The sequence below is a fragment of the Microbacterium sp. ZW T6_19 genome, from assembly GCF_044987465.1.
Taxonomy (GTDB): Bacteria; Actinomycetota; Actinomycetes; order Actinomycetales; family Microbacteriaceae; genus Microbacterium; species Microbacterium natoriense_A.
Genome location: NZ_JBJDRH010000001.1, coordinates 178,958 through 202,806, shown reverse-complemented (window position 1 = coordinate 202,806; position 23,849 = coordinate 178,958). Strand labels below are relative to the sequence as shown.

The 23,849-nt window shown below is 68.8% G+C and carries 22 protein-coding genes; 10 read left to right on the top strand and 12 right to left on the bottom strand.

Annotated elements, in window-relative coordinates; translation table 11 throughout:
- Positions 1-3: 3 nt before the first annotated feature.
- The 4 genes from ACI3KT_RS00785 to ACI3KT_RS00770 form a co-directional block, all read right to left on the bottom strand.
- Entirely contained in the window at positions 4-909 is a 906-nt protein-coding gene (locus tag ACI3KT_RS00785; RefSeq protein ID WP_292910948.1) for a carbohydrate ABC transporter permease, read from the bottom strand.
- The gene (locus ACI3KT_RS00780) at positions 906-1,844 is read right to left on the bottom strand and encodes a carbohydrate ABC transporter permease (RefSeq protein WP_292910946.1); all 939 of its coding nucleotides are present in this window, start codon (positions 1,842-1,844) and stop codon (positions 906-908) included. Before ACI3KT_RS00780 ends, ACI3KT_RS00785 begins: the two co-directional genes overlap by 4 nt.
- A 70-nt stretch (positions 1,845-1,914) precedes the next feature.
- The gene (locus ACI3KT_RS00775; RefSeq protein WP_292910944.1) at positions 1,915-3,195 is read right to left on the bottom strand and encodes an extracellular solute-binding protein; all 1,281 of its coding nucleotides are present in this window, start codon (positions 3,193-3,195) and stop codon (positions 1,915-1,917) included.
- 42 nt (positions 3,196-3,237) lie between these two features.
- Positions 3,238-5,169: a DUF2264 domain-containing protein gene (locus tag ACI3KT_RS00770; protein WP_404901856.1), complete on the bottom strand. Its 1,932-nt coding sequence runs from the start codon at positions 5,167-5,169 to the stop codon at positions 3,238-3,240.
- Between the two features lie 143 nt (positions 5,170-5,312).
- On the opposite strand from ACI3KT_RS00770, the gene ACI3KT_RS00765 reads away from it, so the two are divergent.
- The 3 genes from ACI3KT_RS00765 to ACI3KT_RS00755 are packed head-to-tail and all read left to right on the top strand — an operon-like array spanning position 5,313 to position 7,325.
- Positions 5,313-6,407 (top strand): substrate-binding domain-containing protein, encoded by a 1,095-nt coding sequence (locus ACI3KT_RS00765; RefSeq protein ID WP_404901855.1) that lies wholly within the window; start codon positions 5,313-5,315, stop codon positions 6,405-6,407.
- Between the two features lie 59 nt (positions 6,408-6,466).
- Positions 6,467-6,799 (top strand): hypothetical protein, encoded by a 333-nt coding sequence (locus tag ACI3KT_RS00760; protein ID WP_292910938.1) that lies wholly within the window; start codon positions 6,467-6,469, stop codon positions 6,797-6,799.
- Positions 6,786-7,325, top strand: a complete 540-nt coding sequence (locus tag ACI3KT_RS00755; protein WP_292910936.1) for a DUF6036 family nucleotidyltransferase — start codon at positions 6,786-6,788, stop codon at positions 7,323-7,325. The genes ACI3KT_RS00760 and ACI3KT_RS00755 overlap by 14 nt, the downstream gene beginning before the upstream one ends.
- 33 nt (positions 7,326-7,358) lie before the next feature.
- Here ACI3KT_RS00755 and ACI3KT_RS00750 read toward each other — a convergent pair whose 3' ends face one another.
- A complete protein-coding gene (locus tag ACI3KT_RS00750) occupies positions 7,359-8,309 on the bottom strand; it encodes a LacI family DNA-binding transcriptional regulator (RefSeq protein ID WP_404902309.1) in 951 nt (316 codons plus the stop codon).
- A gap of 125 nt (positions 8,310-8,434) precedes the next feature.
- Here ACI3KT_RS00750 and galT point away from each other — a divergent pair, with 125 nt between their 5' ends.
- From galT to galE, 3 genes are read left to right on the top strand one after another with little or no spacing between them, the layout of a single operon-like run.
- Positions 8,435-9,610 (top strand): galactose-1-phosphate uridylyltransferase, encoded by a 1,176-nt coding sequence (gene galT / locus ACI3KT_RS00745; protein WP_404901853.1) that lies wholly within the window; start codon positions 8,435-8,437, stop codon positions 9,608-9,610.
- Positions 9,607-10,815: a galactokinase gene (gene galK / locus ACI3KT_RS00740; RefSeq protein WP_404901852.1), complete on the top strand. Its 1,209-nt coding sequence runs from the start codon at positions 9,607-9,609 to the stop codon at positions 10,813-10,815. The genes galT and galK overlap by 4 nt, the downstream gene beginning before the upstream one ends.
- A 40-nt stretch (positions 10,816-10,855) precedes the next feature.
- Complete coding sequence (gene galE / locus ACI3KT_RS00735) at positions 10,856-11,836, top strand: UDP-glucose 4-epimerase GalE (protein WP_404901849.1); 981 nt, start codon at positions 10,856-10,858, stop codon at positions 11,834-11,836.
- Between the two features lie 234 nt (positions 11,837-12,070).
- On the opposite strand, the gene ACI3KT_RS00730 is transcribed toward galE, so the two are convergent.
- From ACI3KT_RS00730 to ACI3KT_RS00720, 3 genes are read right to left on the bottom strand one after another with little or no spacing between them, the layout of a single operon-like run.
- Complete coding sequence (locus ACI3KT_RS00730) at positions 12,071-13,411, bottom strand: MFS transporter (RefSeq protein ID WP_404901847.1); 1,341 nt, start codon at positions 13,409-13,411, stop codon at positions 12,071-12,073.
- A complete protein-coding gene (locus ACI3KT_RS00725; RefSeq protein WP_404901845.1) occupies positions 13,408-14,331 on the bottom strand; it encodes a polysaccharide deacetylase family protein in 924 nt (307 codons plus the stop codon). Before ACI3KT_RS00725 ends, ACI3KT_RS00730 begins: the two co-directional genes overlap by 4 nt.
- Positions 14,328-15,461 carry an ROK family transcriptional regulator gene (locus tag ACI3KT_RS00720; RefSeq protein WP_404901843.1) on the bottom strand — a complete coding sequence of 378 codons (1,134 nt, stop codon included), beginning with the start codon at positions 15,459-15,461 and terminating at the stop codon, positions 14,328-14,330. Before ACI3KT_RS00720 ends, ACI3KT_RS00725 begins: the two co-directional genes overlap by 4 nt.
- Positions 15,462-15,614: 153 nt before the next feature.
- Between ACI3KT_RS00720 and ACI3KT_RS00715 the strand changes: the two genes are divergently transcribed.
- The 3 genes from ACI3KT_RS00715 to ACI3KT_RS00705 are packed head-to-tail and all read left to right on the top strand — an operon-like array spanning position 15,615 to position 17,859.
- Positions 15,615-16,082 (top strand): Lrp/AsnC family transcriptional regulator, encoded by a 468-nt coding sequence (locus tag ACI3KT_RS00715; RefSeq protein WP_292910923.1) that lies wholly within the window; start codon positions 15,615-15,617, stop codon positions 16,080-16,082.
- Between the two features lie 29 nt (positions 16,083-16,111).
- Positions 16,112-17,515, top strand: a complete 1,404-nt coding sequence (locus ACI3KT_RS00710; RefSeq protein WP_404901842.1) for an NAD(P)/FAD-dependent oxidoreductase — start codon at positions 16,112-16,114, stop codon at positions 17,513-17,515.
- Complete coding sequence (locus ACI3KT_RS00705; protein WP_404901839.1) at positions 17,512-17,859, top strand: cupin domain-containing protein; 348 nt, start codon at positions 17,512-17,514, stop codon at positions 17,857-17,859. The genes ACI3KT_RS00710 and ACI3KT_RS00705 overlap by 4 nt, the downstream gene beginning before the upstream one ends.
- 115 nt (positions 17,860-17,974) lie before the next feature.
- On the opposite strand, the gene ACI3KT_RS00700 is transcribed toward ACI3KT_RS00705, so the two are convergent.
- The 3 genes from ACI3KT_RS00700 to ACI3KT_RS00690 form a co-directional block, all read right to left on the bottom strand.
- A complete protein-coding gene (locus ACI3KT_RS00700; RefSeq protein WP_404901836.1) occupies positions 17,975-18,961 on the bottom strand; it encodes a hypothetical protein in 987 nt (328 codons plus the stop codon).
- Between the two features lie 320 nt (positions 18,962-19,281).
- Positions 19,282-20,742, bottom strand: a complete 1,461-nt coding sequence (locus ACI3KT_RS00695) for a carboxylesterase/lipase family protein (RefSeq protein ID WP_404901834.1) — start codon at positions 20,740-20,742, stop codon at positions 19,282-19,284.
- Positions 20,743-20,759: 17 nt separating this feature from the next.
- Entirely contained in the window at positions 20,760-22,061 is a 1,302-nt protein-coding gene (locus tag ACI3KT_RS00690) for an MFS transporter (RefSeq protein ID WP_292907664.1), read from the bottom strand.
- Positions 22,062-22,201: 140 nt separating this feature from the next.
- Here ACI3KT_RS00690 and ACI3KT_RS00685 point away from each other — a divergent pair, with 140 nt between their 5' ends.
- The gene (locus ACI3KT_RS00685; protein ID WP_292907666.1) at positions 22,202-22,774 is read left to right on the top strand and encodes a TetR/AcrR family transcriptional regulator; all 573 of its coding nucleotides are present in this window, start codon (positions 22,202-22,204) and stop codon (positions 22,772-22,774) included.
- A 20-nt stretch (positions 22,775-22,794) separates the two neighbouring features.
- Here ACI3KT_RS00685 and ACI3KT_RS00680 read toward each other — a convergent pair whose 3' ends face one another.
- Positions 22,795-23,790 carry a LacI family DNA-binding transcriptional regulator gene (locus tag ACI3KT_RS00680; protein WP_307299044.1) on the bottom strand — a complete coding sequence of 332 codons (996 nt, stop codon included), beginning with the start codon at positions 23,788-23,790 and terminating at the stop codon, positions 22,795-22,797.
- Positions 23,791-23,849 lie beyond the last annotated feature (59 nt).

Below are 23,849 nucleotides of genomic sequence, written 5' to 3'. Positions count from 1 at the left end.
CGGTCAGCCCTTCATCCCGCTGGTGGCGATGCCCTCGACGAAGTACTTCTGGCCGAGCAGGAAGATGATCGCGATCGGCAGGACCGAGATCGTCAGACCTGCGAACAGCAGCGCGTAGTTGGTGTCGAACAGATTCGAGACGAAGCTCTTGAGGCCGAGTTGGATCGTCCACAGATCGGGGTTGCGCAGATAGATCAGCGGCCCGAGATAGTCGTTCCAGGTGTTCACGAAGGTCAGCAGGGTGAGGCTCGCGATCGCCGGGATCGACAGCGGCAGCATGATGCGACGCCAGATCCCGTACTCGCTGAGCCCGTCGAGGCGGGCGGCTTCGCTGAGCTCCTCGGGGATCGTCTCGTAGTACTGCTTCATGAGGAACACGCCGAAGGCGCCGAACGCCTGCAGCAGGATGATCGCCCACAGCGTGTTCGAGACCTTGAGGTTCGACAGCAGGATGAACTGCGGGATCATGTACGACTGCCACGGCACCGCGATCGTGCCGATGTAGGCGAGGAACAGGATGTCGCGGCCGGCGAAGCGCATGCGGGCGAAGCCGTAGGCGGCGAACGACCCGGTGAGCACCTGGAGGAAGGTGACGCTGACCGCGAGGAACAGCGTGTTGCGGATCCAGACGAGCATGTTCGACTTCGTCCAGATGTCGACGTAGTTCTGCCAGACGAACGTCTCGGGCACCCAGACGACGGGCACGGAGAAGACCTCGTTGGCGTTCTTCAGCGAGCTCATCACCATCCAGGCGAAGGGGGCGAGCAGGCCGATGGCCGCGATGATCAGGGCGATGTAGCCGACGATGCGTCCGGCGGTGCGACCCGCGCGCACGCGGCCGGCGGGGGCGGGCGCGCTGAGCTTTCGCAGCGTGCCCCCGGTGACGAGAACCTGTGTCTCGGTCATCATGCGCTCCGCTTCTTGTTCCAGAGGAACTGGCCGATGGTGACGAGGATGCAGAGGAAGAACAGTGCGACGGCCGCCGCGGATGCGTAGCCGAACTGCGATTCCTCGAAGCCCTTCTTGTAGATGAACTGCGACAGGACGAGCGTCGACTGCCCGGGGCCGCCGTCGGTCATCACGAGGATCAGGTCGAAGATCTTGAAGGAGTTGATCGTGAGCATCACGGTGACGAAGAACATCGTCGGCCGCAGGCACGGCAGCGTGACGTTGACGAAGCGCTGCCACACGCTCGCACCGTCCACCCTGGCTGCCTCGTGCAACTCACGCGGCACGGTCTGGAGCCCCGCGAGGAACAGGATCATGTAGTACCCCATGTCGCGCCAGGTGCTGACGATGACCACTGCGGGCATCGCCCACTCCGACGAGGTGAGCCACCCCGGGGGTGAGGAGATGCCGATCGTGCGGAGGATCTCGTTGATGGGTCCGTAGTCGGGGCTGAAGAGCAGATTCCACACGACGGCGATCGCGACGATCGAGGTGATGTAGGGGAAGAACGCGGCGGTGCGGAAGAAGGCGACACCGCGGAGCTTGTTGTTCAGCAGCAGCGCGAGTCCCAGCGAGACGACGATCGTCAGCGGGATGTGCATGACCGAGTAGTACAGCGTGTTGAGGAACGCGATGCGGAAGCTGCCGTCGCCGACCAGGCGCTGGAAGTTCGCCAACCCCACCCAGTCGGCCTTGCCGAAGACGTTCCAGTTCGTGAACGCCATGTAGAAGAGGATCAGCACCGGCAGCAGGGTGAGGAACCCGAATCCGATAAAATTCGGCAGGATGAAGCTCCAGCCGATCAGTGCGTTGCGGCGACGCAGCGCCGAACGGCGCCGGGGCGGCGTGGCCGGCCGCACGTCCGTGCCGTGGGGCGGGGCCTCGGTGATGGTCATGTCTCTCGTCTCCTGTGTGCGGCGCGGGGTGCCTGCTCGGGGGCCGACCGTCGGCCGGCCCCCGAGAGGATCAGCCGACTTCGTTCTTCACGCGGTCTTCAGCCGTCTTGATCGCGTCGTCGATCGACGCCGAGCCCGACATGACGGCGGTGTGCAGGTCTGCGAGGATGCCCTGGATCGTCGCCGTCTTGCTCGACGTCGGGTTCTCGGGGAGGACCTTGTGGGTGGACCACGCGAACTTCGAGAGCTCGTCGGACGGCGCACCCTCGACGGCGAAGTAGCTGTCGACCACGGCGTCGTTCGTCAGAGCCGGAGTGATGCCGATCTCGGCGAGCGCCTGCGCGCCCTCCTCCGACGCGGCGAACTCGAGGAACTGCTTGGCCGCATCGGCCTTCGCGCCGTCGATGTTCGCGTTGATGCCGAAGCCGGTCGGGTCGCCGAAGGTCACCGGGGTGTTGTCGGTGCCCGCGGTCTTGGCGTCGAGCTGCGGTGCGGGAGCGATGCCCCATTCGAAGTCGTTCGCGTCTCCCGACGCCTGCTGCGCGATCAGGGTCGCCGTGTACCACGTGCCCATCAGCATCATCGCGGCCTTCTGGGTGCCGAACTCACCCTGGTACGTGAGCTGGTTGGCGGTGGAGGTGTTGAAGTCGACCTGGTCTCCTGCGTCCTGCAGCGCCAGCGTGTTGTCGTAGTAGTCCTTGAAGTTGCCGTAGTCGCCGTCGAGGACGCTGGTGCCGGTCTGCGCGTTCGCGAAGCCCTGCACGGTGGACTGCCAGCGGTGCAGGTACGCGCCCTTCACGGTGTCGGTGGTCAGGGCCGCAGCCGCGTCGGCGTAGTCGTCCCAGGTCCACGAGCCGTCCGGGTATTCGACGCCTGCTGCGTCGAACAGATCCTTGTCGTAGAAGAGCACCCAGGAGTCCTGCCGGTAGGGCACCGCATACGAGGCGCCGTCGACCTTGTAGGAGTCGGCGCCGCTGATGCCGTCGGGGAGCTTCACGTCGGAGACGTCGAGAAGCTGACCGCCCTCCTGGAAGGTGGTGACGTACTTGACCTCCTTCTGGGTGATGATGTCGGGGCCGGACCCGGCGGCGAGGTCGGCGGTGACGAGAGTGTTGTACTCGGCGGCGTCGTACTCCTTGAGCTCGATCGTGACGTTCGGATGCTCCTTCGTGAAGGCGTCGGCGAGCGTCTGGAACTCCGGGGTGGTGTCGATGCTCCACCCGGAGAGCGTCAGAGTGATGGGCGCGTCGGGGTCGGCGCTCTCAGCGGCATCGGTGCCGCCCGAGCAGCCGGCGAGGGCCAGGGCCGCGACTGCGGCGATGCTGCCGGCGGCGAGGATCTTGCGGTTCATGAGGGTACTGCTCCTTTGCAATTGCGGGTAGGTGCGTCCGGCTCAGACGAGCCGGTGCGTGGTGGTGGTGGAGTCGGGCCAGGCGACGACGGCGTCTGCGCCGTCGATGCGGACGGAAGGGTCGGATTCCGGGACACGGTCCGACAGGTGCAGCGCCGAGGCGATCCACTCGCCGGTCGCGACCGGGTAGGTGAGGACGGGGACGGATGCCGCGGCGCCGAGCGGGCTCGCGTCACGGCGGGACTCGGTCGACGCCGCACCTCCCGGCGTGAGTGCGACGATCGTGCTGCAGCGGTCGTCGGTGAACGCGGCGGCGCGTCGGTCAGACACCGAGACCTCGACGGCGTCGGCCGCGATCGCCCAGCCGCCGATGCGCAGCGCGGTGGCTGCGGCATCCTCCTCGATCGTGTCGATGCGCACGAGGCGGACCTCCCATGCACCCCGCACGATCGACCACGTCGTGACGGTGCCGGCGATCTCGACCTCACCCGTGATGCCGGAGCCGTGCCTGGTCTGTGTGGCGGCCGGGGCGATCCAGTGCGCGGTCGCGGTGGACCCGGCGATCGCGGCGTCTTCGTCGATGCGGATGCCGTTCACGCTCATGCCGGCGCGATGACTCGCGCGGCCGTCGGCGTGCAGAAGCGCGACCGACTGCTCGAGCGGCTCGGCCCAGGCGTCGCCGTTCAGCAGCGGGCTCGCGGCAGTCGAGTAGCCCAGGCGAGCGTACAGGGGCGAGTCGCCGACGAGGTTGCCGGGGTGCGCGTGATCGGCGCCGTGGTTGATCACCCGCACGATGCCGTCATCCGCGGTGGTCGAGATGATCCATGCCGGAGAGAGGGCGACGCGCAGAGTGTCGGCGGTCTCGGACGGGAGCAGCGCCTGCGGAGCAGACCACACCGGGTGGTCTTCGGGCAGGGCGAGGCCGAGAAGCCCCTTCGCCGCCCAGTAGGGAGAGCCGGTGCCCGAGTAGTTCTGTGCGAGGCGACGCCATTCCTCGTGCCAGCCGAGGTCGAGCAGCCCGTCGCGGTTCGGGACGCCGTGCGCCGCGAAATGGCGGACGATGCCGGATGCGGCTCTACGCAACTGACCTGCGGGAACCGACGGCACCTCGGCGATGATGCCGGCCCAGTAGGGGGCGGCCGCGGCGAAGCGGTAGACGAGGCTGCGACCCTGGATGAGCGGTGAGCCGTCGGCTCCGACCAGAGCGATCGCATCCTGCAGGAAGGCGTCGAGACGCGCGACGTCGTCCGGGGTCCGGCCTTTCGCGAGTGCGGCCGCTCCCTGCATGCGCGCCCACAGCACGGGGTACAGGTGCAGCGCCCACCCGACGTAGTGGTCGTAGGAGCGTTCGTCTCCGTCGCAGATCCAACCGCCCTCCCGCACGAAGGAGTCGTGAAGCGCGAGGTCGTCGTCGATGTCGGTCTGCGACCATGGGCCGCCCACCGATCGCAGGAACGTCTGCACGACGACGCGGAACCACAGCCAGTTGTTGCGCGGGTAGGTGTCGTCTCCGACCACCGGGGCGAGATAGTCGATCACCCGCCGCTGGGTCAGCCCGTCGAGGCGGTCCCAGATCCACGGACGGGTCATGTCGAGGATGAGCGCCAGGGAGGCGGCTTCGACCTTCGCCTGTGCATGCTCGTCGAGGCGCACCCAGCGGTCGGCCCCGTCGGGGTCGACGCCTGCGACGATGCCCCGCGAGGAGAAGTCGATCAGGTCGTCGACGCCCTCGCCGCGCGCGCCCGTGATGCGGAAGCCCGCGAGCAGAAGCGTGCGCATGAACCCCTCGAGCCCGTCGACGTCGACGCCGTAGCCGCCCGATGCACCCGGGAGAGTGATGCGCGCACCGTTCTCCGATGCCCAGGGGCGAACAGCCGCGAGCAGTCCGTCGGCGTAGGCGACGAGATCGTCACGGGTCCATTCCGCGTCGACGTGCAGGCTCTTCGCCGCTTCGCCGGGGGGCACGATCGCCACAGACTTCTCCTTTGAACACTGCTGTGATGGACGCGTCCGGCGCTTCTCCGTTCGCGATCGTTTGGAGATTATCATCCTGTTTCGATCAAGACAACTCTCGAATTAATCGTGTTCGATCATTTTCGATCAGCTATGCTGATTCCATGACCGATCAGCAACACGTGCCCCTGGCGCCGGCGCGCCATGCGCACATCCTCGCCGCTCTGGCGCGCGACGGGATCGTCCGGGTCTCGCAGCTCACCGAAGAACTCGGTGTCGCCCCGGTCACCCTTCGTCGAGATCTGCAGCAGCTCGAGGAGGAGGGCAGGCTCGAGCGGGTGCACGGCGGAGCAGTGCCGGCATCCGCCCCCGCCCAGGCCGGGGTCGCCGCCCCAGCGACCGGCGGAGCCATCGCCGTGCTGGTCCCCTCGCTCGCGTACTACTGGCCCGGCGTCTTCCGCGGCATGGAGGCTGAGGCGCAGCGCCGGGGCCTGCGCCTGGTGCTCCGCGGGGCCTCGTACGAGTTGCAGGACGAGCGACCGGTCCTGGAGCGCCTCGTGGCATCGGATGACATCCGGGGCCTGATCGTGGCCCCGAACCCCGACGCCGCCCACGCGCAGGACGTGGTGCAGTGGCTCGCCTCCTCCGACATCCCCAGCGTGTTCGTCGAGCGCGATGCGGTCGTGCTCCCCGGGCGAGAACCGGTCGAGAGCGTCACGACCGACCACGCGTTCGGCGCCGTGCTCGCTGCCCGACACCTTGCGGAACTGGGCCACCGACGGCTCGGCCTGATCGTCTCGCGCGACTCCCCCACCGGCCGCAAGGTCGTGAAGGGGTGGGCCGCTGCGTGCGAGGAACTCGAACTGGGCGCCGACGCCCACTTCGAGAGCCTGATCCCCGATCGCAACGTCCCCGGCTTCACCTCGGCCGTGAACGCCGCGATCGACACCGCGCTCGAGAAGGGCGCGACCGGGCTGCTCATCCACCCCGACCCCGCGGCGATGGCCTTCATCGACATCGCTCTCAACCGTGGCCTCGCGGTGCCGGAGGACCTGTCCGTCATCGCCTACGACGATGAGGTCGCCCAGCTGTTCACCCCGGCGCTCACCGCAGTCAGCCCGCCACGCGGTGCGGTCGGCGCTGCGGCGGTCGATCTGCTCGCCCGGCGTCTCGCCGATCCCTCGCGCCCTGTGCACCGGGTCACTTTGAGCCCGACGCTGCATGCACGCGAATCGACGGCCCCAGTCAGTCACGCATAGGCGGACAGACGGCCCGGGATGCACTCAAGTCGCGCATAATGAGAGCAGGGAGGCCCGCCATGTCCGTCAGACGCGATCGCAAGTTCTACACGAGCCTGGCCCTGCACGAAGCCGTCGCCGAGCATCTGGCTGAGACGCCCGTTTACGTCACGATCAGTGGTCTGCATGGTGCCTCGAAGGTTCGACAGCATGCGCACGGCGGGGCCGTCGAACTGATCGATGAATGGGTGGCGGCGCTCGAGCGGTCTGACACGCGACACCTTCGAGAGCTTCTCATCGGCGAGGACGAGCACAGCATGGACATGCGCAACACCACCGTCTTCCTCAGCGTTCTGGGGCAGGATGAGCGTCGCATGATCCTGGATCGCGTGTACTCGAATGCAGCGGAGTGAGCTCGAGCACGCGATCCGAGCCGCGTGCGAGATCGTGCAATCCGACAGGATCATCATCATCGGAAGCCAATCGGTCCTCGGCACCTGGGGCGAGAACGAGCTTCCGACATCCGCGACGCTCTCCCCTGAGATCGACATCTTTCCGGTGTCGGATGACGATGCCGAGACTCTCGCGCGCCGACTGGACGTGATCGGCGAGATGAGCGAGTTCCACCAGACGCACGGGTTCTACGTGGACGGTGTGGGACGCAAGACCGCAACTCTTCCGCAGGGGTGGGAAGAACGCCTGGTCGAAGTGCCCGCTCGCCGCTTGCGTGATGGTGTCGAGGTGCTCGGGCTCTGTCTCGATCCGCATGACCTCTGCGTGGCGAAGATCATCGCCAACCGCGACAAAGACCGGCTGTTCGTCGGCGATCTCATCGAGGCCGGGATGATCGACCCGAGAGTGCTCATGGAGCGCTTGACGATCACGAACACTGACGACGACATCAATCACGCGTTCGTCTGGGTGCAGTCCCAGCTCTGACGCCGACGCCGCATCGGCGCGCGCAGTTGCGGGTCAGCGAGTGCTCGTGCGCTCGACCAGGGTCGTCGGCACCACCACAGGGCCTGAGGCCGCACCCGCCCCTTCGATCTCGTTCACGAGCGCGTCGACCGCGCGCTGCGCGAGGGCGGTGAAGTCCTGCCTGATCGTCGTCAACGGTGGTCGGTAGTTCGCGGCATCCGGCACGTCGTCGAAGCCGATGACCGCGACGTCCTCTGGTACCCGGCGGCCGCGCTCGGCGAGGGCACGCAACAGGCCGAGCGCCATCTGATCATTGGCACAGAAGACGGCGGATGCCGCGCTCAGCGCGTCGCCCGCCGCATGACCGGACTCGGCGCTCCAGTCGCCGCGAGCGGGCTCGGGCGCATCGACCCCCGCGGCGGCGAGCGTCTCGAGCCAGCCGCGCTCGCGCTCGGCGGCGGCGAACGAGTCGACGGGCCCGGCGAGGTGATGCACGACCGCGTGCCCCGCGGAGAGCAGATGGGCGGTGGCGGCGGCGGCTCCGCCTGCGTGATCGCTGTGCACGGCGACGAATCCCGCGTCCGTGGCGGCATCGACCACGACGAGCCTCAGCCCGCTCGGCCGCTCAGCCGTCGCGACCTGCGCGGAGGCTTCGTTCAGCACGATCGCGCCGTCGACCTCCTGTTCGGCGAGGCTCTGGAACGCCGAGGCCACGCCGTGCGACGCGGTGACGAGTGTGAGCGCGTAGCCCCGCTCGGCCGCGGCCTCCGCCGTGGCCTGCAGCATGCGCGAGTTGCCGACCGTGGCGAGGGTCGTGACCACGAGTCCGATGGTCTGCGAACGACCAGTGCGCAGGGCGCGGGCGGCGCGGTGCGGGCGGTAGTCGAGCTCGGCCATGGCCTTCTCGACTCGCGCCCGAGTATCGGGATCGACGCGCGGGCTGTCGTTCACGACGCGCGAGACGGTCTGCCCCGACACCCCGGCCCGCTCGGCGACCATCGCCATCGAGACCCGACCGGTTGCCGCGCGGCGTCGTCGTGGCTCCACCGGGTCAATACCGAGATCGTCGATGCTCATCGCGTGCCCCTTTCCGTGTTGACGTTATCACGGTGCTGTGCGACCATGTTTACGTGAACACGCACGAACCTTCCGACACGCCGATCGAGACGCTCTCTGCCGGCGTCACCAAGCGCGCCACGACTCTCGCCGACGGCCGCGACCTCATCTACTACGACGACCCGGACACCACGCTCGATGCCGAGCGCTCTGTCGACGCCCGCATCCTCGATCCGCGTCCCGAGTCGGCGACCATGCGACTCGACGTGCTCACCGGCGACTGGATCACGGTCGCCGCGAATCGCCAGAACCGGGTCATGATGCCGAGCGCCGACGCAGACCCGCTCGCTCCGCAGACGCCGACGAACCCCTCCGAGGTGCCGTCGCTCTACGACGTCGCCGTGTTCGAGAACAAGTCGCCGGCCTTCGGCCCCGCACTCGCGGAGGCGACCGGAGGTGCTCCGGCGGCGAGCAACCCGCCGCGCGGCCTCGACGACCTCGCCGCGCTCGGCCTCGGTCGAACCCGCACCTCGGTCGGCCGCTGCGAGGTGGTCTGCTTCAGTCCGGAGCACTCCGGCTCCTTCGGCACCCAGAGCGTCACCCGGGCTCGCACCGTGATCGAAGCGTGGGCCGACCGCACCGCGGCCCTCTCGCAGCTCCCCGGGATCGAGCAGGTGTTCCCGTTCGAGAACCGCGGCGAGGCGATCGGCGTGACCCTGCCGCACCCCCACGGCCAGATCTACGCGTACCCCTACGTGACCCCGCGCACCACCCGACTGCTCGACAGCATCGACCGCACGGCACCCGACCTGTTCCAGCACATCCTCGACTTCGAGCAGGGCTCGGAGCGCGTCGTCTTCCAGGGCGAGCACTGGACGGCGTTCGTGCCGTTCGCGGCGCGCTGGCCGCTCGAGGTGCACCTGATGCCGCACCGCCACGTACCCGATTTCGCGGAGACGACGGAGGCCGAGAGGGACGAGCTCGCTCCCCTCTACCTGCGCCTGCTGCGCGGCGTCGACGCACTGTACGAGACGCCGACCCCGTACATCGCAGCCTGGCATCAGGCCCCCGTCAACGTCGGTCGCGACAGCGTGCGCCTGCACCTGCAGCTGACCAGCCCTCGTCGTGCCGCCGACAAGCTGAAGTTCCTCGCCGGATCCGAGGCCGCCATGTGGGCCTGGGCCGCAGAAGTCACCCCCGAGCAGGGCGCAGCCCGCATCCGCGAAGCCGTCGAGAGAGCACACGCATGAGCGACATCCACGACACCGCCACGGAGCTGTTCACCGAGCTGACCGGCCGCACGCCTGACGGCCTCTGGTCGGCACCGGGGCGAGTGAACCTCATCGGCGAGCACACCGACTACAACGACGGCTTCGTGCTGCCGTTCGCGATCCCGCATCGCACGGTCGCCGCTGTGGGCGTCCGCGACGACGGCATCGGCCGCGTGCGCGTGGCCTCGACGTTCGCCGCCGAGCCGGTCGAGGTCGCCCTCGATGAGCTGGGCACGCTTTTCCCGACCCTTCGACAGGCTCAGGGACCCAGTTCGCAAGGAAAACCCGCGGTGCCCGAATGGGCCGCCTACCCGCTCGGCGTCGCCTGGGCGCTGGCCGAGGCTGCAGGCGCCGCGGGAGCCGGCATCGACATCGCGATCGCCTCCGACGTGCCCGTCGGCGCGGGGCTCTCCTCCTCCGCCGCGATCGAGGGGGCGACGGCATCCGCTCTGAACGACCTGTGGAACGCCGGACTCGACAAGACAGCCCTCGCCCGCATCGGGCGCAAAGCCGAGAACGAGGCCGTCGGCGCCCCTACCGGGATCATGGACCAGATGGCCTCGATGCTCGGCGAGCCGGATGCCGCGATCTTCCTCGATTGCCGGTCGCTCGAGGCGCAGCTCGTGCCGCTCGGCGTCGCCGAAGCGGGGCTCGCGATCCTCGTGATGGACACACGCGTCAAGCATGCGCACTCCACCGGCGGCTACGGCGAGCGCCGCGCGGCCTGCGAACGGGGCGCCGCGATCATGGGCGTGCCGTCACTGCGCGACGTGTCGGTGGGCGACCTGTCTCGTGCCGAGACGCTCATGGACGACGTGACCTTCCGCCGCGTGCGGCATGTCGTCACCGAGAACCAGCGCGTGCTCGACACCGTGCGAGTGCTGCGCGAGCAGGGCGCGCGCGCGATCGGCGACCTGCTCGTCGCCTCGCACGCCTCGATGCGCGACGACTTCGAGATCTCCGTCCCTGAGCTCGATGCGGCCGTCGAGGCGGCGCTGTCGGCGGGCGCCCTCGGCGCTCGGATGACGGGCGGCGGATTCGGCGGAGCGGCGATCGCTCTCATCGAGGCGGATGCCGTGGCCACGGTGTCGGATGCCGTGAACGCCGCGTTCGCAGCATCCGGATTCGCCGCCCCCCACCTCTTCACGGTGACGCCCTCGGCCGGCGCGCAGCGCGACGCCTGAGAGAATAACCACTCCACCTCCACCGTTCTGAAGGAGAAGCATGTCCTGGATCGTCACCGGCGGCGCCGGCTACATCGGATCGCACGTCGTCAGGGCGCTGGCGGATGCCGGGCTCTCCCCCGTCGTCATCGACGACCTCTCCAGCGGTGTGGCATCGTTCGTTCCCGAGGGCGTGCCGTTCGTCCGAGGTTCGATCCTCGATCGGGACCTGATCGAGAAGACGCTCCGCGAGCACGGGGCGACCGGCGTGATCCATGTCGCCGGTTTCAAGTACGCGGGCGTCTCGGTGCAGCGTCCTCTGCACACCTACGCGCAGAACGTCGAGGGCACCCGCGTAGTTCTCGAAGCCATGCAGGCCGCTGGTGTCGCGAACATCGTGTTCTCCTCGTCGGCCGCCGTGTTCGGCACTCCCGATGCGCCGCTCGTGGTGGAGGACACCGAGAAGAGGCCGGCAAGCCCGTACGGCGAGTCGAAGCTCATCGGCGAATGGCTGCTGCGCGACCAGGCCGTGGCGACCGCCGAGTCCGAGAAGCCGCTGCGCCACACCTCGCTGCGCTATTTCAACGTCGTGGGATCCGCTGATCCGGCGGTGTACGACGTGAGCCCGCACAACCTGTTCCCCATCGTCTTCGAGAAGCTCATCGCCGGTGAGACCCCCCGCATCAACGGCGACGACTACGACACCGAAGACGGCACCAACGTGCGCGACTACGTGCACGTGGGCGACATCGCAGCGGCCCACGTTGCCGCCGCGCAGCGCCTCGCCGCGGGAGAGCCGATCGAAGCGGCGTACAACCTCGGCTCGGGCGACGGCCTGAGCGTGCGACAGATCATGGATGCCATGGCTCGCGTCACCGGCATCGACTTCACCCCTGAGATCGGACCGCGCCGCGCCGGCGACCCCGACCGCATCGTCGCCACCGGCGAGCTCGCCGCACGCGACCTCGACTGGAAGATGCGCTACACGGTCGACGAGATGGTGCGCACGGGCTGGGAGGCTCGGCGGGCCGCTTCCTCCTGACTACCGGCTCCGGGATTGCTTTGTCGGGCAAAGAGCGGGGACCCTTTCCCCGCAAGCGGGGCCCCTTTCCCGATTTGCCCGACAAAGCAATCCCTCCGCCTCATGTTCCGTGTGGGGCGCGGTGGGTCCTCGCTGGACAGGCTCGCGCCGCCGGTCGTTGAGCGAGGGAGCGCAGCGACCGAGACGAAACGCGGAGTCAGCGACGGGGCGGAAAGGAGCGGGCGCGTCGTCGGCTCAGAGGTCGCGGGTGCGGATCGGGTAGAGCCAGAAGCACAGCCAGGCGAGGGCGGTGAAACCGAGCGGGACGACGGCGAGCATGATGCGGATGCCGCCGTCGACGGTCTCGGCCTGGGCGTCTCCCCGTGACGCGTCGAAGCCGGATGCCGTCAGCACCGCGGCTGCGACGATGGCCTGCAGGACGACCGAGCCGCGCACGACGAAGCCGTTCACGCCGAAGAAGGCGCCTTCGCGCCGGTGACCTGTGCGCACGGCATCCTCGTCGATGATCTGCCCCAGCATCACCTCGAGAAGCTGCAGCAGACCGCCCACGCCCACGCCGACCGCGACGCCGACGAGGGCGGCCGCGAGCACCGATGTGGGCAGCAGGTAGCCGAGCACCGCGACGCCGAAGACGGCGACGCTCCAGAGCACGGCGGTGCGGGGCGAGGTGCGTCTGACGACCGCGCTCCACAGCAGGATCGACGGGATCGCGGTGACGAAGATCGCGGCGAGCAGCACGCTGCCGTCGCCCTCTGCCGCGTGCAGCGAGTAGCGCACGTAGAACGGGATCGCCGCGAGGATCACCGCGATCGAGGTCTGCACGAACAGCGAACCGAGCACATACGGAACGAACGCGCGGTTCGCGAACGTGAAGCGCAGCTGGCTCTGCCACGACATCGCCTCGGACGCCGCCTCAGGAACCGCCCGCTCGATCATCCCTCCGGCGAACGACCACAGCAGCATCACCAGGCAGACCCCGCCCAGCGCGAGCGCCATGCCCGGCCACCCGATCCAGCCGTAGAGCGCCGGCGCACCCGCCGTCCCGAGAACCATGCCGAGGATCGCGAAGATCTGCCGCGGCACGTTGCCGCGTGCGCGTTCCTCTGTCGTGCGGAAGATCTCCGGGAACAGTGCCGAGATGTTCAGCACGACCACCACGAACGCGATGTCGTAGACCGCGACGACCACGAGGAACCACACGATCATGCCCCCGGGCGACAGGGCTGGCGGCATCCAGACCAGGGCGAACGCCACTACGAGCGGCACGATGCCGAGGCCGATCCACGGGATGCGGCGGCCCCAGGGAGTGCGGATGCGATCGGAGAGAGCGCCGACCACCGGATTGAGCGCGGCGTTCAGAACGCCGTGGACGATCATCGCTCCGGCCACCCAGGTGGGCGGCACGCCGAGATGGGTGACGTAGAAGTAGACGACGAAGGCCGAGAAGGTCTGCGCCATGAGCTGGGTCGGGAACCCGGAGGCCCCGAAGGCGATCGACTGGGCGCGGGTGGGCTCGGCGTCGAGACGGCGGTCGCGGATGCCGGCGAGGCCGCGGGGGCCGGCCGAACCGCTCATCGCACGGCAGCCCGCTGCAGGTCGCGCAGGTCACGCCAGCCGATGCGCACGAGCCCTTCATCGGCGATGGCCTGGAGCACCGCGGGGTCGGCGAGGAGCCGCCGCTCGTAGCCGCGCTTGGCTGCGGCGAAGTCGACGGCAGCGCGCAGCTCGTCGTCGTCGACCATCGGGTGAAGGTAGATCTCGGTGACGCCGGCGGGCACGGCCCGCAAGAGGGCGATGAACCCGTCGCGCACCTGCTCGTAGGTCTCCTCGTCCGGCGTCCCCTCGCCGATCAGCTCGAAGGGGTGCGACCACAGCCTGTCGATGATCTCGACGCCGGCCGCCTCGGCGGCCGCGGTGGCCCTGTCGAGCAGGTGCTGAAGCTCGGGATCCACCCCCACACCGTCCATGCTGCGCGGCAGCCGGAACGGCAGACCGTGCTGCGCGGCGAGCGCGAACACCGGGGTGAGGAAGTCGCGTCCGGTGGCGAGTCCGTACACCGAGCCCATGTGGTTGTCGAGGTGCGTGACGTCGACCCCGGCGTCGAGAGCCGCCTGCAGCTGTGCCGTGATCTCGGCCTCGACGTCTGCCTCGGAGGCGAGCTCCTCGACGGACACGACGTCTGTCGGGAAGAAGCCGTCGGCATCGACCAGGGTCGTCGTCGTCCCCGTGAGCGGACGCCAGCGGTAGCGGCGCCACTCGCTGGTCAGCACCAGGTGCACGCCGATGTCGAGGTCGGTGCGCGAGGCGGCGAACGCGAGCGCCTCCGGCGACCACGCGCACGGCACCATGATGGTCGCCGAATCCGCGCCGCCCCCGTCCAGCAGCTCGGCGATCGCCGAGTTGGCCGCATGGCACATGCCGAAGTCATCCGCATTGATGATGATGGCGCGCGCCCCGGGGGCGAGGCCGAGACGGTCGGCGAGATCAGAGATCATCGACTGCTCCTGTCGGGAAGGATGCTGGTGAACACGGCCGCGCGAAGAGCCGATGTCGCTTCGCCGATCGCGCCGACCAGAGGGGCCTCCGGGCCGAACTCGGAGACCAGGAAGCGCATCGGCAGCTGGGCGGCGAAGGAGTCGGCCACCTGCCGCACGGCGTCGACGAGCACCGGATGCGCCGCCGTGCCGGCGAGGATGAACGCCTCGGGATCCACGATCAACGCCACGCTCCCCGCAGCGAGCGTGATTCGGCGCCCCATCTCGGCCGCCATCGCGACCGCCGCCGCATCGCCGGCGGCTGCGGCGTCGAGGTGCTGGTCGACCTTGTCGGCCGGATCGCGGCCGTGCACGAGTGCGAGATCGCCGACCACGGCGTCGCTCAGCACGGGGGCGCCGACCGGCAGCGGCGTCTGAGGCAGATACATCACCTCGCCGGCGACCCCGGCGAATCCGCGGTGCAGGGCGCCGTCGATCACGATGCCACCGCCCAGCCCGTCGTCGAACAGCAGCAGCACGAAACTCGCGAGCTGCGCGCCCGCACCGGAGGTCAGCTCGGCGAGAGCGGCGAGATTGACGTCGTTCTCCACGCGGACCGGGCAGCCGAGGAGCACCGACAGAGCCGAGCGGAACACGCCTCCATCGGGTCCCTGATCGTCGCGGATCCCGCCGTCGGCGGTCACGATGCCCGGCACCCCGACGACGGCGAGGTGAAGAGGCCCTTTCGCGAGCGAGCGGCACGACTCCACGAGCCCGACGATGTGCTCGACACGATCGCCGTGCGGAGGGAAGGGCGCATGCTGCTCGGCGCGGACCGTCCCCGTCGCGTCGACGAGGGTGACGTGGGCTGCGTGATGATCGATGTGCACGGCGGCGGCGAGCCCGAGACGCGGATGCAGGGCCACACGCCCCGCGGCAGGGCCTCGCGTGTCGCGGTCGAGGCCGGCGGCGGCGACGGCCTCGGCGTTCTCGAGCATGCGGAGCACCTGTGTGACGGCGGTGCGCGAGAGACCGGTCGCGGCCATGAGCTCGGCGCGGGTCAGCGGACCCCGGCGGGCCAGCGTCTCGAGGATCGCGCGACCGTTGAGGATCCTCAACAGCGACTGCGGACCCGCGATCGGACGTGCCATGGTGATTCCCCCCGGAGTCGTCGTCCGACCAGCCTGACACATCGCGTCATACTTGTCGACGGCGAGCACGGCTTCCACCGAAACAGAACCAGTTGACCCACTGTGACGACTGAATCGGTTGCCACGCCCCCTCAAAAGTGTCAGTATCGACATATGAGCCCCACTCCGAAGCATCCCGCCCTCGACGACATCTCGAAGCGGATCGTCGAGCTTCTCCAGGAGGACGGGCGGCGCCCCTACGCCGAGATCGGCCGTGAGGTAGGGCTCAGCGAGGCGGCGGCTCGCCAGCGCGTGCAGCGCATGACCGAAGCGGGCGTCATCCAGATCGTCGCCGTGACCGACCCGCTGCAGCTCGGCTTCCATCGCATGTCGATGATCGGCATCCGCGTCGATGCCGATCCGCGCGTCGTCGCGCAGGAACTCACGAAGATCACCGAGCTCGTCTACGTCGTCGTCACGCTCGGCACCTTCGACATCCTCGTCGAGGCCGTCTGCGAGAGCGACGAGGACCTCATCGATCTCATCGCGACACGCATCCGCACGATCCCCGGTGTCGTGCACACCGAGAGCCTGCTCTACGCGGGGCTCTACAAGGACCTCTACAACTGGGGCACGCGCTGACGCGCGCCGCGGGTCAGGAGCACAGCATCATGGGAACCACCGTCTTCGAAAGACAGCAGCCCGCAGAGTCCGTGATAGACGCGTCTCTGCGCGACACCGCCTTCGGCGTCTTCTGGCTGGATGACGTCGAGCGGGTCGAGCATCCGACCCTCTCCGCCGACATCGCCACCGATCTCGCCATCGTCGGCGGCGGCTACGCGGGCCTGTGGACCGCCGTGCGCGCCAAGGAGCGCGACCCGCAGCGCCGCGTCGTCCTGCTCGAGGCCTCACGCATCGCGTGGGCAGCCTCCGGACGCAACGGCGGCTTCTGCGAGGCGAGCCTCACCCACGGCCACGAGAACGGCGTGAACCGCTGGCCCGACGAGATCGACCGGCTCGAAGAGCTCGGGATCGAGAACCTCGACGCGATCGAGGCCACGGTGAAGAAGTACGACATGAAGGTCGACTTCGAGCGCACCGGTCAGCTCGCGGTGGCGGTCGAGCCGCATCAGGTCGAGTGGTACCGCGACGAGCCGGGCTTCCTCGACGAGGCTGCCGTGCAGGCCGAGATCCACTCGCCCACGTTCCTCGGAGGCGACTGGGATCGAGAGGGCTGCGCGCTCGTGCACCCCGCGAAGCTCGGCATGGAGCTCGCACGCGTCGCGGTCGAGCTGGGCGTGGAGATCTACGAGCACTCGATCGTCCGGGCCATCGAGGGCGACGGGGCGGGGCCGATCAGGCTGGTCACTCCCGGTGGAACGGTGACGACGGATGCTGTCGCCCTCGCGACGAACGTGTTCCCCTCGCTGCTCAAGCGCAATCGCCTGATGACGGTGCCGGTGTACGACTACGTGCTGATGACCGAGCCGCTGACGGCATCGCAGCGGGAGTCGATCGGCTGGTCGAACAGGCAAGGCCTCTCTGACAGCGCGAACCAGTTCCACTACGTCCGCCTCACCGCCGACGACCGCATCCTGTTCGGCGGCTACGACGCGATCTACCACTTCGGCGGCAAGGTGCGCCCCGAGTACGAGGACCGCGTCGAAAGCCACCGAAAGCTCGCCTCGCACTTCTTCACGATGTTCCCGCAGCTCGAAGGCGTGCGCTTCACGCACCGCTGGGCGGGCGCGATCGACTCGTCGAGCCGCTTCTGCGCGTTCTTCGGCACGGCCCGCCGAGGGCGGGTCGCGTACGCCACAGGCTTCACGGGTCTCGGTGTGGGCGCTGCACGCTTCGCGGCCGACGTCATGCTCGACAAGCTCTCGGGCGAGGTCACCGAGCGGACGGAGCTCGCGATGGTGCGCGAGAAGCCGATCCCGTTCCCGCCGGAGCCGGCCGCGGCGATCGGCATCAACCTGGTGCGGGCCGCCATGAACCAGGCTGATCACAACGAGGGCAAGCGCAATCTGTTCCTCAAGACGCTCGACGCGGTCGGCATGGGATTCGACTCGTGAGCGCACTGGCGGCGGGGCAGGCAGCGGATGCCGGAGCCCTCGAACTCTCGCACGAGCCTCTGCCCACGGCATCCGTCGCCTGCGGCGTCCCGACCACCGCGACGTTGCCGCTCGCGACCATCGGTGCGACCGAGGTCGGGGTGTGGGAGATGACTCCGGGCATCGCCACTGACACCGAGGCCGACGAGGTCTTCGTCGTGCTCTCCGGGCGTGCGACGATCCGGTTCGTCTCTCCTGAGCTGCCTCCCCTGGAGGTGGGCCCGGGCTCGATCGTGCGCCTCGCCGAGGGCATGCAGACCGAGTGGGCCGTCAGCGAGACGCTCCGCAAGGTGTACGTGGCCTGAGCCCTCCGCTCCAGCGCCGGTTTCACCGTCTCAAGTGGCACCCGTCGTCGGTTCGCCGCCGGAATTCCGACAGGTGGTGCCACGTGAAGTGCCGTGCAGTGTGCATCGCGGATGCTCAGGGACGCCAGCCTCGACGGATCAGAGCCGTACGCACCATCTCGGTCGCACGCGGATTCACCCCTCGGATGTGCGCGGACGTGAGCCGCACGGCTTCCACGCCGATCGCCGTGTACGCCGCATACTTCTCGATGTCTCGATTCCGTTGCTCCCGCGAGGTGCGGTGGTGGTCGCCCTCGACCTCGACCACCAGACCGAACTCCCGGTAGAAGAACTCGGAGATTCCGAGCAGCCGGCCACCGCTGTCACGGATCTCGACGTCGAGTTCCGCTTCGGGCAGGCCAGCGGATTCAGCATCCACGCGGTAGTCGGTCTCCAGCGGCGACGCGCTTCCGACGCGGATCCGCGGCAGTGCCTCGCACAGCTTGCGGAGTCCTGGCCTCCGCCCCGCGGCCACCACCGCGTGGAGCTGGTCGATTGTGCTGAGCGCCTGCTCTGGACGACGATGCCCCCAGGTGTCCCGGGGTACCCGAACGACTGCGTCGCCGACGGCGATCAACTCGCGCACCGAGAGCATCGTCGCAAGGGTCGCCCAGGTCGCGACGGGCCCGGTGACGCGCAGTCCGTCGATCTCGCGGACCGAGACCAGCTGCGGAGCGATCTGACGGCCCGTGATCCCGCGGCGACGAGGAGCGCGGTGCGGCGCGCAGACACCGACTTCCAGATGCTTCGCCGGGGCCACGGGCAGCCCATGCAGGACGGCCGCGGTGCGGCCGATGAAGAACGCATGCTGGCTCATGAGCGGACGGTAGATCCGAGCCAGCCGGAGAACCTCTTCCCGCTTTGCCCGGTCGCGCGCGAACGGTGACGAGTCCTCGTTCGTTTCGCGCTCCGGTTCGGTCGGCCGCACGACGACCAGGCCGCGGAACGGCCGCTCCAGATCCTGCGCGCGCAAGCGCCGGGCGGTGACGCCCTCTGCGCGCGCCTGCGCCGGGGTGAAGGTCGCTCCGAGTTCAGCGGGGAGAGTACGAGGACGCCGGGACATCCCCCGAGTGTGCGACACCTGAATGGTGCCGTCCGCCCGTTTCACACCGTCCGTGGACGATGCCCGGTGTCGTCCCAGTTGTGCAGGAAGACTGCATCCACTTCTCAGGTGCCACCAACTGTCGCTTTCGCCGCCGCTGAGCGGCAGTAGGTGCCGGCCGAGCGTCTGCGAACCGGTGCGGGGCGCGAGGCGCGTGCGGTCGAGTGACACGTGCGGTCGGAATCACGTGAGAATTCCGGCCACGGGCGCCACCTCAGGGTCGACGAGGGGACGAGGATGCTCAGGAGGACGTGCTCAGCGCTGTGCTCCGAGCCGGCCCGTCACCGCAGCGCCTTCACCGAGGCGTACCCGTCGGCGACGTCGCGCACAGGCGTGTCCCACACCCGAACGGTCCCCGCATCGCCGTGATGCGCCGGCCATCCGGGATCACCGTCGACGACCAGCGAGACGGCAGCCGCGTGCAGCTCATCGGCGAGCTCCTGCGGCGGATTCGGCCCGGCCAGCGGCTCCATCGCGGGCCCGTCGAGGCAGTCGAAGAAGAAGGGCACGTCGAGGCAGTGCTCGGCGAAGCCGAAGTGCCCCGAGGGCCACGAGAACCGGTACACCCAGGTGGGTGCGTCGCCTCGAGCGGCGGCGACGTCGAGCACTGCCGTACGGAACATCCGGTCGGTGAGCACGCGCCCGGCCAGACGGGTCTTGCCGAGCGCGACCACATCAGCGTTCGCGCCGAGGTAGTCGCGCCGAATCGTCTTCGGCACGCCGAGCCTGTTCAGCAGCAGCGCCTGGGGCACCCAGCGCAACGCCTTCGCAGCACCCGTCATCGCCATCGTGAACTCGTCGTCGGTCGACCCGAGCACGAGCGGCTTTTCGGCGCCGACTCCCGCGGCGAGCGACTCGAGGGTCGGCCGCGGCAGCAGGTCGCCGTCGACCGACGGGCCCAGCGGGAGCCCCTCATCGATCATCGAGGTGAGCGATTTCGGGCCGAGCTCTGTCGCCTTCTTCTGCAGCTCGAGCACCCGTTCCTCGCCCAGCGAGGAAAATCCCGACACCGTCGGCTCGACCCCGCCCGCGATCGCCAGGGCCCGCCCGAACGCCTCCGATCGCGGCGCCGCCACGTCAGCGAGCGCCCCCGAGAGCGCGTACACCCCGTGGAACAGGTGCTGCGCCTTCTCCATGCCGAGCAGGGTGAGTACAGCGCCACCACCCGCGGATTGACCCGCGATGGTCACGCGGCCCGGGTCTCCACCGAAGGCGGCGATGTTCTGCTGCACCCACTCGAGCGCGAGCAGCCAGTCGCGCACACCGCGATTCGAGGGCGCGCCCTCGATCCAGCCGAAGCCGTCGAAGCCGAGCCGGTACGAGATCGACACCGTCACGACGCCGTCGCGGTTGAAGTTGCGCCCGTCGTACCAGGGGCTCGCCGGAGAGCCGGCGAAGTACCCGCCGCCGTGGATCCAGACGAGCACCGGCAGGGCGCCGTCGAGAGACGGCGTGAACACGTTCACATTGAGCGTGGACTCCCCCGGCACCGACGGCTCGGGGATCAAGGTCACCCCGGGGTCTCCTCGTTGCGCGGTCGGCGCGAAGGACAGAGCGTCGAGCGTGCCCTCCCATGGCTCCTTCGGCACGGGCGCCTGAAAACGCAGGTCGCCGACGGGGGCTTCGGCGAACGGGATCCCCAGGAAAGCGGCCGATCGGACATTGCCTCGACCACCCGTGGTGGGGCGCCAGCATCCGCGAACCCGGCCCGCGGCCGTCTCGACCTCGATGTATTCGGTCATGAGTGCATTCTCGGTCATCAGCGGACTCCCTTGATCGGTGCGGTGGCGATGGCGGCGAGGATCACGAACACGATCGCGAAGACGAACAGCATCGGATATCCGCCGAGCGAGGTGATGATCACGCCGCCGATGGCGGGGCTCAGCGCCTGCGGGACGTTGGTCGCGACGTTGAGGATGCCGAGATCCTTGCCAGCCGACACGCCCTCGTTCGGGAGGACCTCGGTCATCAGCGCGGCGTCCACCGACATGTACAGCCCGAAGCCCACGCCGTTGACGATCGCCATCAGGATCATGCCGGTCATGTTCGGCTGGATCAGCGGCATCGCCAGCCCCGCGATCATCACGACGGATGCCGCGTAGATGAAGACCTTGCGCCTGCCGACCCTGTCGCTCCACCAGCCGGAGAGCGCGATCGCGATCAGGGTGGGGACGAACGCGACGAGCGTGAGGGTGACGACCGCTCCCTGAGCCTCGGCGAGCTCGAGGCCGATGTAGTCGGTGAGCATGTAGAGCTGGAAGGCGCTGACGACGAAGTATCCGAGGATCAGGAGGAACCGCGCGGTGAACGCCCACGCGAAGTCGGGGTGGCGCCGAGGGCTGATCCAGAAGCCCCTGAAGAACGCACCCCAGCGGAACGGCTCGACGGCTGCCTCCTTCGACGACCAGTCGCGGTTGACGAGCGCGAACAGGAGCGACACGACGATGACGGCCGCGCCGAACGCCGAATAGCCGATGCCGACCTGTGCCGCGAAGGCGCCCGCGAGCATGATGCCGACGGTCATGCCCAGCTGCGTGCCGAGGCCGATCATGGCGCTCGCTCCGCCGCGCTTCGATCGCGGGAACCGGTCAGCGGTGATCGCGGTGAGCGGCGCCTGGAAGAAGTTGAGGGCGACCTGGATGATCGTCCAGAACACGGCGATCCACACGATCTCGGTGAGCGAGCCGAGCCCGAACAGGAAGATGCCGCCGACGATCGCACCCAGCACCATCCACGGTGCGCGGCGTCCGAAACGGGAGCGGGTCCGATCGCTGAGTGCGCCGACGATGGGCTGCGCGAACAGCGTGAAGACGAACGAGATCGTGGTGACGACCGCCAGGTTGCCGACCTTGCCTGCCTCGTCGATGAGGAGGATCTGACTCGGCAGGAGGATCGCGATCAGACCGCCGTACGTGGCGAAGAGCGTGAGAGAGGCGACGAGCAGGCTGGGCAGCAGACGCCGGTTCGCTGGCGGGCTGGCAGCGGGTTCGCCCGCGGCGGGGGCGACGGAACGGATGGTGCCGGTTGGCGCGATTTCGGATGCGGGATCGAGTACGGACATCGGAGCTCCTCATTGAGCGGGACGGGGCCAATCCCAAACATCGTTTGGGATTGGAGCCATGGTGACAGATCGAACGCGGAGCCCGCAAGCCATTCACGAACTTTGTTCGGTTTTCGAGACGCGGCCGTTACAGTGAAGTCATGGCAACTCGGGGGGCGTACGCGAAGGGCGTCATCAAGCGCGAGGAGATCCTCGACGCGGCGCTCGCAGTCGTCGCCGAGCACGGATACCGCAAGGCCTCGGTGCGCGAGATCGCGGATGCCGCAGGCCTGAGCCCCGCCGGCCTCCTGCACTACTTCGGCACGAAGGAGGAGCTCTTCGTGGCGATCCTCCGCGCGCGAGACGAGCGTGACGCCCGTGTCTACGCCGATGCCGCGGCCGACCCCGTGACGGCGCTCCTCGATGTCATGCGGCACAACGCCTCGGTGCCCGGCCTCGTGCAGCTCTACGCCCAGCTCGCCGCCGAAGCCGGCGACCCCGAGCATCCGGCGCACGCGTACTTCCGGGAGCGCACCGCGACCGTCGAGGGCGCGTCGGTCGCCGGCATCGTGGCCGCGCAGGCCGAAGGAACCGTTCGCAGCGATCTCGATCCGGCGTGGATCATCCGCGCCGTGCACGCGCTCGCCGACGGGCTGCAATCCGCCTGGATGCTCGACCCGAGCGTGGACATGGCGGCGGACATCGAGCAGTTCGTCGCCCTCCTGCGGCCGTAACCGCCGGGAGCAGCCCGCTCTCAGGCCGACGGCGCCCCGATGGACTCGCGCCACACGACGCGGTGGACCTCCCCGGGCTTCTCGGGCTCCTCCTCACCACGCACGGCGGCGATCAGCCGACGCATCGAGTGCTCGCCGACCAGCGCGCGATCCTGCACGACGCTCGTGAGCGAGGGCACGAGGAAAGCGCTGGTGCCGATGTCGTCCCACCCGGTGACGCTCATGTCTCCCGGCATCGACCACCCGCGCAGCCTCGCCGCCCGCATCGCTCCGATCGCGACGCTGTCGTTCGGGGCGATCAGCGCGAAGGGCGCGGTCTTCTCGGGCAGGCTCCGCACGACCTCGAGTCCGACCTCGCTGGTCCAGTCGCCCTCGATCACGGCGATCGAGTCGAGACCGAGCCGTTCCACTGTCGCGAGATAGGCGTCGCGGCGGGCCACGGCCGAGGGGAAATCGAGGGGGCCGGTGATGTGGAGGAAGCGCCGGTGCCCCAGTTCGACCAGACGCTCCATCATGACGACGATCGGCTGCGCCTCGGTGAACACTCCGGTGGCATGCATCTCATCGTCGAACGCCGAGGCCCAGAGCACCACGGGCCCAGCCTCGCGGGAAAGATTGAGGATGCGCTGCGGCAACGGCGTGAACGACAGGAACCCCTCGTACTGTCCGCCGTCGATGAGCTCCTCGACGCGCTCGGCCCGTTCGTCACGATTGTCGGGAAGGCTCAGGATCTCGAGGACGTACCCGGCCTTCTCCGCGGCGAGCGTCGCCCCGCGCAGCATGCTGAGCGGGTTCGGCGCACTCACCGGGAAGACGACGGCGAGGCGCCCCGTGCGCTGCGTGCGCATGGCACGCGCGGCCAGGTTGGGCCGATAGTTCAGCTCGGACGCCGCCTGCAGAACCCGCTCGCGCGTCGCCGGGGCGACGCCGTCACGACCCGTGTAGACGAACGAGACCGTCGATTGCGACACTCCGGCCAGCCGGGCGACGTCTCGACTGGTCGGCCGCTTCTGCATGCTTCCCCGTTTCTGCGCAGTTCGTCCACATTGATCGTTGACGGATCGACTGCTTCTGA